Source organism: Nostocoides sp. (genome assembly GCF_035343835.1).
Taxonomy (GTDB): Bacteria; Actinomycetota; Actinomycetes; order Actinomycetales; family Dermatophilaceae; genus Nostocoides_A; species Nostocoides_A vanveenii.
This window is the reverse complement of sequence record NZ_DAOQZV010000149.1, coordinates 1-7,890: the sequence shown is the minus strand read 5'-3', so window position 1 is coordinate 7,890 and position 7,890 is coordinate 1. Positions and strand designations below refer to the sequence as shown.

Annotated in this window: 7 protein-coding genes; 5 read left to right on the top strand and 2 right to left on the bottom strand. The window is 68.6% G+C overall.

What is annotated here, in order from left to right; genetic code table 11:
• The 3 genes from PKH97_RS11070 to PKH97_RS11060 form a co-directional block, all read left to right on the top strand.
• The coding region (locus PKH97_RS11070; protein WP_324387468.1) for a multifunctional oxoglutarate decarboxylase/oxoglutarate dehydrogenase thiamine pyrophosphate-binding subunit/dihydrolipoyllysine-residue succinyltransferase subunit at positions 1-3,629 on the top strand (3,629 nt) is incomplete at its 5' end.
• 11 nt (positions 3,630-3,640) lie between these two features.
• Complete coding sequence (locus PKH97_RS11065) at positions 3,641-3,823, top strand: DUF6104 family protein (RefSeq protein WP_324387467.1); 183 nt, start codon at positions 3,641-3,643, stop codon at positions 3,821-3,823.
• A 558-nt stretch (positions 3,824-4,381) separates the two neighbouring features.
• Complete coding sequence (locus PKH97_RS11060) at positions 4,382-4,750, top strand: sugar transferase (RefSeq protein WP_324387466.1); 369 nt, start codon at positions 4,382-4,384, stop codon at positions 4,748-4,750.
• A gap of 12 nt (positions 4,751-4,762) precedes the next feature.
• Here PKH97_RS11060 and PKH97_RS11055 read toward each other — a convergent pair whose 3' ends face one another.
• On the bottom strand, positions 4,763-5,938 hold the full coding sequence (locus tag PKH97_RS11055; RefSeq protein WP_324387465.1) for an NADP-dependent malic enzyme: 1,176 nt from the start codon (positions 5,936-5,938) through the stop codon (positions 4,763-4,765).
• A gap of 93 nt (positions 5,939-6,031) precedes the next feature.
• Here PKH97_RS11055 and PKH97_RS11050 point away from each other — a divergent pair, with 93 nt between their 5' ends.
• Together PKH97_RS11050 and sodN are read left to right on the top strand one after the other, a co-directional pair.
• Positions 6,032-6,409 (top strand): S24 family peptidase, encoded by a 378-nt coding sequence (locus tag PKH97_RS11050; protein WP_324387464.1) that lies wholly within the window; start codon positions 6,032-6,034, stop codon positions 6,407-6,409.
• Between the two features lie 56 nt (positions 6,410-6,465).
• On the top strand, positions 6,466-6,864 hold the full coding sequence (gene sodN / locus PKH97_RS11045; RefSeq protein WP_324387463.1) for a superoxide dismutase, Ni: 399 nt from the start codon (positions 6,466-6,468) through the stop codon (positions 6,862-6,864).
• Positions 6,865-6,937: 73 nt separating this feature from the next.
• Here sodN and PKH97_RS11040 read toward each other — a convergent pair.
• Positions 6,938-7,890, bottom strand: a 953-nt coding sequence (locus tag PKH97_RS11040; protein WP_324387462.1) for an HD domain-containing phosphohydrolase, incomplete at its 5' end; no start/stop codon positions are given.

Genomic DNA, 7,890 nt, shown 5'->3' with positions numbered 1-7,890 from the left:
CCAAGCCGCCCACAGCTGCGGCGGCCTCCGCCGCGACATCCCCCGCCGCGAGTCCGACAACGTCAACACCGGCTCCCGCACCCGTGGCCCCTGCCGCAAACGCCGCACCGGTCGCGCCGGCCCCAGCCCCTCGTAAAGCACCTGAGCGTCCAGCCCCGACCTCGCCCTCGGCCACCCCCCGCGACGCTGCGCCCACGTCCCCGGCCGCCGCGACGGCAAGCACCGAGGTCACCCCGATCCGCGGCGCCAGCGCACGCGTCGTGACCAATATGGAGAGTTCGCTGGAGGTCCCAACGGCGACCAGCGTGCGCAGCTTGCCCGCTAAGCTGCTGATCGACAACCGGGTCGTCATCAACAATCACCTCGCCCGCGCCCGCGGCGGCAAGGTCTCCTTCACCCACATCATCGGCTACGCCATGGTCAAGGCCCTGGCTCAGCTCCCGGCGATGAACAACAGCTTCACCGAGGTCGACGGCAAACCGGCCCTGTCCATTCCGGCCCACGTCAATCTCGGCATCGCGATCGACCTGGCCAAGGACGACGGCACCCGGCAGTTGCTCGTCCCCTCCATCAAGGCCGCCGAGAGCATGGACTTCTCGCACTTCTGGGCCGCCTACGAGTCCCTGATCAAGAAGGCCCGCGGCGGCAAGCTGACCATCGACGACTTCCAAGGCACGACCATCAGCTTGACCAACCCCGGCACCATCGGCACGGTCAGTTCGGTTCCGCGGTTGATGCAAGGCCAGGGCACCATCATCGGCGTCGGCGCGCTCGAGTACCCGGCCGAGTGGCAGGGGGCCAGCCCGACGATCCTCAACCGCAATGGCGTCAGCAAGATCCTCACGCTGACCTCGACCTATGACCACCGGATCATCCAGGGTGCCCAGTCCGGCGACATGCTGCGGATCATGCACCAGCTCCTGCTCGGCGCGGACGGCTTCTATGACGAGATCTTCGCCAGCCTGCGCATCCCCTACGAGCCGGTGCGCTGGGTCCAGGACATCGACGCCTCGCACGACGACGACATCAACAAGGTTGCCCGCGTCCAGGAGTTGATCCACGCCTACCGCGTGCGTGGCCACCTGATGGCCGACACCGACCCGCTCGAATACCGCCAGCGGCGCCACCCCGACCTCGACGTCACCAGCCACGATCTGACGCTGTGGGACCTCGACCGGCACTTCGCCACCGGCGGATTCGGCGGCGTCCCCTTCCTGCCGCTGCGCAAGATCCTCGGCATTCTGCGCGACTCCTACTGTCGCTCCGTCGGCATCGAGTACATGCACATCACCGACCCCGAGCAGCGCCGGTGGATCCAGCGCAAGGTCGAGATCGGCTACGCCAAGACCTCGCGTGAGGAGCAACTGCGGATCCTGCGCCGCCTCAACTCCGCCGAGGCCTTCGAGACCTTCCTGCAGACCAAGTTCGTCGGCCAAAAGCGCTTCTCGCTCGAAGGCGGCGAGTCCGTGATCGCGCTGCTAGACCGGGTGCTCTCGCGGGCCGCCCAGGACGGCCTCGAAGAGGTGTGCATCGGTATGCCGCACCGCGGCCGGCTCAATGTGCTCGCCAATATCGCCGGCAAGCAGCCGAGTCAGATCTTCCGCGAGTTCGAGGGCAAGCAGGACCCCCGCTCGGTGCAGGGCTCAGGGGATGTGAAATACCACCTCGGCACCGAGGGTGTTTTCACCGCCGAGTCAGGCGCGACCACCAAGGTCTACCTCGCGGCCAACCCCTCGCACCTCGAGGCCGTCGACCCAGTCCTCGAAGGCATCGCCCGCGCCAAGCAGGACCGGATCAACCTCGGCGGCGAGGACTTCACCGTCCTGCCCATCCTGCTTCACGGTGACGCGGCCTTTGCCGGCCAGGGCATCGTGGCCGAGACGCTGAACCTCTCACAACTGCGCGGTTACCGCACCGGCGGCACCGTGCACGTCGTCATCAACAACCAGGTCGGATTCACGACTGCGCCGACCAGCTCGCGCTCGTCGCTTTACTGCACCGATGTCGCCAAGATGGTGCAAGCACCGATCTTCCACGTCAACGGCGACGACCCGGAGGCGTGCGTGCGGGTGGCGGAGCTGGCATACGAGTTCCGTCAGGAGTTCAACAAGGACGTCGTCATCGACATGGTGTGCTATCGCCGCCGCGGACACAATGAGGGCGACGACCCCTCGATGACGCAGCCGCTGATGTACAAGCTGATCGAGGCCAAGCGCAGCGTGCGCAAGCTCTACACCGAGGCCTTGATCGGCCGCGGTGACATCAGCCAAGACGAAGCCGACGCGGCCTTGCGCGACTACCAGCAACAGCTGGAAAAGGTCTTCGTCGAGACCAAAGCGGCCATGCAGCAGCAGGACAAGCCGGCCGATGACCCCTCTGTGCGCGGCACCGACGTTGAAGGCCACGCCGGGCTGGAGCGACCGACCGCCCAAACCCCCACCGCGCCGCGCCACTCGGCCACTCAGACCGCCATCTCCACCGAGATGCTCCAGCACATCGGCGATGCGTTCGTCTCGCCACCGCCCGGCTTCACGGTCCACCCTAAGCTCGCGCAAGCGATGGAGAAGCGCGCCTCCTCCACCCGCGAGGGCGGCGTCGATTGGGGTATGGGCGAGTTGCTCGCCTTCGGTTCCCTCCTCATGGAGGGCACGCCGGTGCGGCTGGCCGGACAGGACAGCCGGCGCGGCACTTTCGTCCAGCGTCACGCCGTCCTGATCGACAAGCAGAACGCCGACGAGTGGACGCCCCTGCGTGAGTTGAGCCCGGACCAGGCGAAGTTCTGGGTCTACGACTCCCTGCTCTCGGAGTACGCCGCCATGGGCTTCGAGTACGGCTATTCGGTTGAGCGGCCCGACGCACTCGTCTTATGGGAGGCCCAGTTCGGCGACTTCGTCAACGGCGCCCAGACGATCATGGACGAGTTCATCTCCTCCTCCGAACAGAAGTGGGGCCAGCACTCATCGGTCGTCCTGCTGCTGCCCCACGGCTACGAGGGCCAGGGCCCGGACCACTCATCGGCGCGGATCGAGCGCTTCTTGACGCTGTGCGCCGAGGACAATATGACCGTCGCCTACCCGAGCACGCCGGCGAGCCACTTCCACCTGCTGCGCCGCCAGGCGTATGCCCGCCCCCGCCGCCCGCTGATCGTCTTCTCGCCGAAGTCCATGCTGCGGCTGAAGGCGGCGTCCTCGATGCCCGAGGACTTTACGACCGGCGGCTTCCGGCCCGTCCTGCCGGATACGACCCAGCTCGATGGCCACCAGGTCGACCGGGTGCTGCTGGCCAGCGGCAAGGTCGTCTACGAACTCGAGGCGGAGCGCGAGAAGCGCGGCGACCAGCGCACCGCCATTCTGCGGCTGGAACAGATCTACCCGCTGCCGGCGGACGAGATCGCCGCCGCCCTGGCGCAGTACCCCAACGCCGAGTTGGTCCTGGTCCAGGACGAGCCGAAGAACCAAGGGTGCTACCCGTTCCTCGGCCTCAACCTGCCTCCGGAACTGGCCGAGCGGGGCTACACCAAGCCGCTGCGTGTCGCGTCGCGGCCCGCTTCGGCCTCGCCCGCGACCGGCTCGTCGAAGAAGCACGCGGCCGAGGAGGCCATCCTCCTGGCTGCCGCCTTCGATCGCTGACGGGATCGAGGATGTACTTCACCGATCGCGGCATCGAGGAGTTGGAGACCCGGCGCGGGGAGGAGGAGGTCAGCCTCGCCTGGGTCGCCGACCAGTTGCGCTCCTTCGTCGACGAGCACCCTGAGTTCGAGGTGCCCATCGAGCGGTTGGCCGCCTGGCTCGCGCGCCTGGACGACCCTTTCGCCGAGGACTGACCAGTCGCTCCGGGCCGGATCAACCGGCCCGGAGCGCCGCCAGATCGGACGGCGTCGGGTCTTCACCGCTGCCTCTGGATGCTCGGGGTCGTCTCCTTCGCCTCCTTCGCATTGCGTCTGGGGCTGGCCGGTGGGTACGTCGGCCTCTTCCTGCCCGTCGGCACGATCCTGCTGCTGATGACCCGGTGGAGCTGGCGAATCTGGCTGAACCGGCATCGCGCCGGCGGCGGGATGTCGATGACCATGCTTGCTGTTGGCTCGAGCGGGGACCTGGCCCCCTTGCGCCAGCACATCGCCACCCACCACGGCGCCGGCCTGCGGATCACCGACGAACTGTCGTGGGCGGGCACGGCGTCGACCCCGACGAGGTCACGGAGCGGCAAGCCGGTCGGGAGTCGAGTCGGTTCTCATCCTGGCCTCCGCCGGTCTGACCCAGCCCGAGATCCGCGACCTGATGTGGCGCCTGGCCGAGGAGGGGCGCGACATCGTCATCGCGTCCTCGATGACCGGGATCTTCGGCCCCCGGGCCCGCTCTGGCCCGATCGAGGGCCTGCCGCTGTGGCAGGTCGAGGCGCCGACCTACTCCGGGGCCTCTGGTGGGCCAAGGACGGCTTCGACCGGCTCGCGCCGCTCGCCCTGCTGCTGACATTGTCCCCGCTCCTGCTGATCGTCGCCCTCTGGATCCGGCTGGACTCGCCGGGTTCACCGATCTACACGCAGGAACGGATCGGGATCAACGGCAAGGCTTTCCGCATCTGGAAGTTCCGGTCGATGCGACCAGGCGCCGACGCCGAACTCAGGGCGCTGCTCGAGGCGACCGGCAACGATGGCACGCCGCTGTTCAAGCCGGAGACCGACCCGCGGATCACCCGGGTGGAAGACCGTCTTCGTGGTTGCCGGTGCCCGCGGCGCCCGCTGAGCGCGTGATACGGGCATCGATCAGGCCAGCGCGCTGACCGCCGCCGCGACCGCAGGGGAGACGCGCCGGTCGAAGACGCTCGGGACGATGCAGCCCGACGTCGGCTGCTCGACCAGGCTGGCAATGGCCTCGGCAGCAGCACGCTTCATCGCGGTCGTGATCGAGCGGGCACCGGAATCCAGCGCGCCCCGGAAAATCCCGGGGAAGACGAGCACATTGTTGATCTGATTCGGGTAATCCGAGCGGCCGGTGGCCACGACGGCGGCATGACGACCGGCGATGTCGGGGTGAACCTCGGGCGTGGGATTGGCCAAGGCGAAGATCAAGGCATCCGGCGCCATCGCCGCGACATCCGCCTCAGCGATGGTCCCTCCGCTGACTCCGATCAGCACGTCGGCTCCGATCAGTGCCTTGCCGATCGGGCCGTCGAGGTCGCGCGGGTTGCTCCACGCGGCGACCTTCGCCTTGTGGCCCGAGATGTCGTGGCGCCCCCGGCCGAGGATGCCGCGAGAGTCGCACACCACGACATCGGCGACGCCCACCTCGTGCAGCAAATTGGCGATCGCGATGCCGGCCGCACCGGCCCCGCTGATGACGATCCGCAGATCCGCCAGATCCTTCCCGACCACGCGGCAGCCATTGATCAGGCCGGCCAGGACGACGATCGCCGTTCCGTGCTGGTCGTCGTGGAAGACGGGAATCGGCAGCCGACGGGCCAGTTTGTCCTCGATGTCGAAGCAGCGCGGGGCGGAGATGTCTTCGAGGTTGATGCCACCGAAGCCGGGCGCCAGGCGGGCGATCGCCTCAACGAGTTCGTCCACCGTGCCGGTCTCCAGGCACAGGGGGACGGCATCGAGGCCGCCGAACTCCTTGAACAGCACGGCCTTGCCCTCCATGACCGGAAGAGCCGCGAGCGGGCCGATATTGCCCAGGCCGAGGACCGCCGTGCCGTCGGTGACGACCGCGACCGTATGCCGTTTGCTCGTGTAGCGCTCGGCCAGCCCGGCGTCCGCGGCGATGGCGGCGCTCACCTTGGCGACCCCAGGGGTGTAGAGCAGGGCCAGATCCTCCCGGCCCGCGAGTGGCTTGGTTGCGACTACCCCGAGCTTGCCGCCTTCGTGCGCGATGAAGACCGGGTCGTTCGCAAAGGGATCGCCCGCCTCTCCGGGCGTCGATGGATCGGTGGGGGTGCGCATGGTTACGGGCTCCAATCGAGACAGCAGGCAGATGATCGTGGGCGCCGGGCCACGTCGGATTCCGGGCGGGTGGGCCCGGATGGCGCCACGGGGATGACCGTAACGTTAGGCATCGTGTCATACCTGCCGGCGCCGATCGGGGTGGTTCGTGTCGAAGGCCACTCCATGTCGCCGACACTGGGGCCGGGCGATCTGCTGCTGATCCGTCGCACCCGTCGGCTGAGCTCGGGCGCTCTGGTGATCGCCCGGCTCCCGGCCGAACACGACGGCACACCGCGCCCGGTTGCCGTCAAACGCCTCGCGGGGCGCGATCCCGCGGACCCGGCGCGCTGGTGGCTCGAGCGCGACAATCCCTCGGTCGGAGCCGACAGCTGGCTCTTCGGTTCGGTGGCCAGCAGTGACGTGCTCGCGGTGGTCGCGTGCCGACTCTGGCCGCCCCCGCTCCGGCTGCCGAGGCGCTCGGCCGGGTAGGTTTGATCGCGAGCGATCCGCGTCCGGCTCGCCCGGCCAAGCCCTGAGAGGACATCATGTTCCGCCGACTCATTCGCATCCCGACCGTCAGCGCCCACTGCGACCTGCCCTGCGGCGTCTACGACCCCGCGCAGGCGCGCATCGAGGCCGAATCCCTCAAGGCGATCTGCACCAAGGTTGCCGACAACGACGACCCCGACTTCCGAGTGCGGGCCGCGATCATCAAGGAGCAGCGCTCCGAGTTGGTCAAGCACCACCTGTGGGTGCTGTGGACCGACTACTTCAAGGCCCCGCACTTCGAGAAGTACCCGAACCTGCACACCCTGGTCAACGAGGCCACCAAGCTCGCCGGCGCCAGTGGCACCAAGGGCAGCTTCGATGTCGACGTCGCCGACCAGCTGCTGGCCAAGATCGATGCGATCGCGACGATCTTCGCCGACACCAAGAAGGCCTGAGCAGACCGCAGACGCGGTCGCCCGAAGGTCACCGAACGCCTAAGCGGCGGGTGCGCGCCAGCACGACCGCCGCTTAGGCGTTCTCGGTGACCCGGGCGAGGGCGTCGACCACGGCCGGGTCGTATTCGTAGCCGAGGCCCAGGTGGATCCGCTCCAGGGCCGCAGCCCGGGCCGAGCGCCGGCCCCTGGTCAGGTCGTCATAGGCATTGGCGACCTTGACGATGCGGCCGGTCACGGGGATCGTCTGGCCCTGTTCGCGCAACTGCCGGAACTGCACGATGCTCCCGCGCACCGCTTCGACCATCGGCTCGGGCAGCCCGGCGGCCTCGATGATGCGCACGGTGTCGAGGACGACCTGCGCCTGCTCCGCCGGGGCTGCGCCGAGCGTGGCGCCGTCCGGGATCGGTTCCGCCAGCGTGACCTGCCCGACGTCGTGGACCAGGGCGGCGTCCCGCACCGCCAGCAGATCCAACGGCCCCAGCCCCAGTTCCTCCCCCAGGGCCACGCTGAGCCGGGCGACGCGCTGCGCATGGCCAGGGTTCGTATGACCGGTTTCGTCACTCAGGCGCGACAGCGCGGTGATCAGTTGGTGTTGAATATCGCGGATCCGTTGGGCGCGGCGCAGCGCGATGACCGCCGTGGCGATCGGCACGAGATAGAGCGGAAGGGCCCACACGCCGATGGCCGGGTAGGCGAACGCCATCAGCGCGCCGACATTGGTCATGATCGCGCCGACGGCCCCCGAACGCTCCAGATCGGCGCGGACCAGCGCCAGCCAGGAGATGCGCCAGGTGCGTGAGCGCGAGGCGGTCCATAGGGCGATCTCGACGCCGACGCCCACGGTGGCCGCGCCGATCAGCGCTAGGGCGCCGAGCCAGCGCGGCACGTCCGGTCGCTGCCACCACTGGATCAGATCCGGCCCGAACATCTGGCTTCTCCCGAGCGCGGCCACGAAACCGACGCCGATGAAGCGTGCCGCGAGATCGCTCAGTGGCGCCGGGCGCCCGGTGAGCGCCAGCACGGCCA

Excerpts from the sequence above, each read along its gene's own strand:
- PKH97_RS11065 (WP_324387467.1), top strand. The coding sequence starts at position 3,641 with ATGTACTTCACCGATCGCGGCATCGAGGAGTTGGAGACCCGGCGCGGG.
- sodN (WP_324387463.1), top strand. The coding sequence starts at position 6,466 with ATGTTCCGCCGACTCATTCGCATCCCGACCGTCAGCGCCCACTGCGAC.
- PKH97_RS11050 (WP_324387464.1), top strand. The coding sequence starts at position 6,032 with ATGACCGTAACGTTAGGCATCGTGTCATACCTGCCGGCGCCGATCGGG.
- PKH97_RS11055 (WP_324387465.1), bottom strand. The coding sequence starts at position 5,938 with ATGCGCACCCCCACCGATCCATCGACGCCCGGAGAGGCGGGCGATCCC.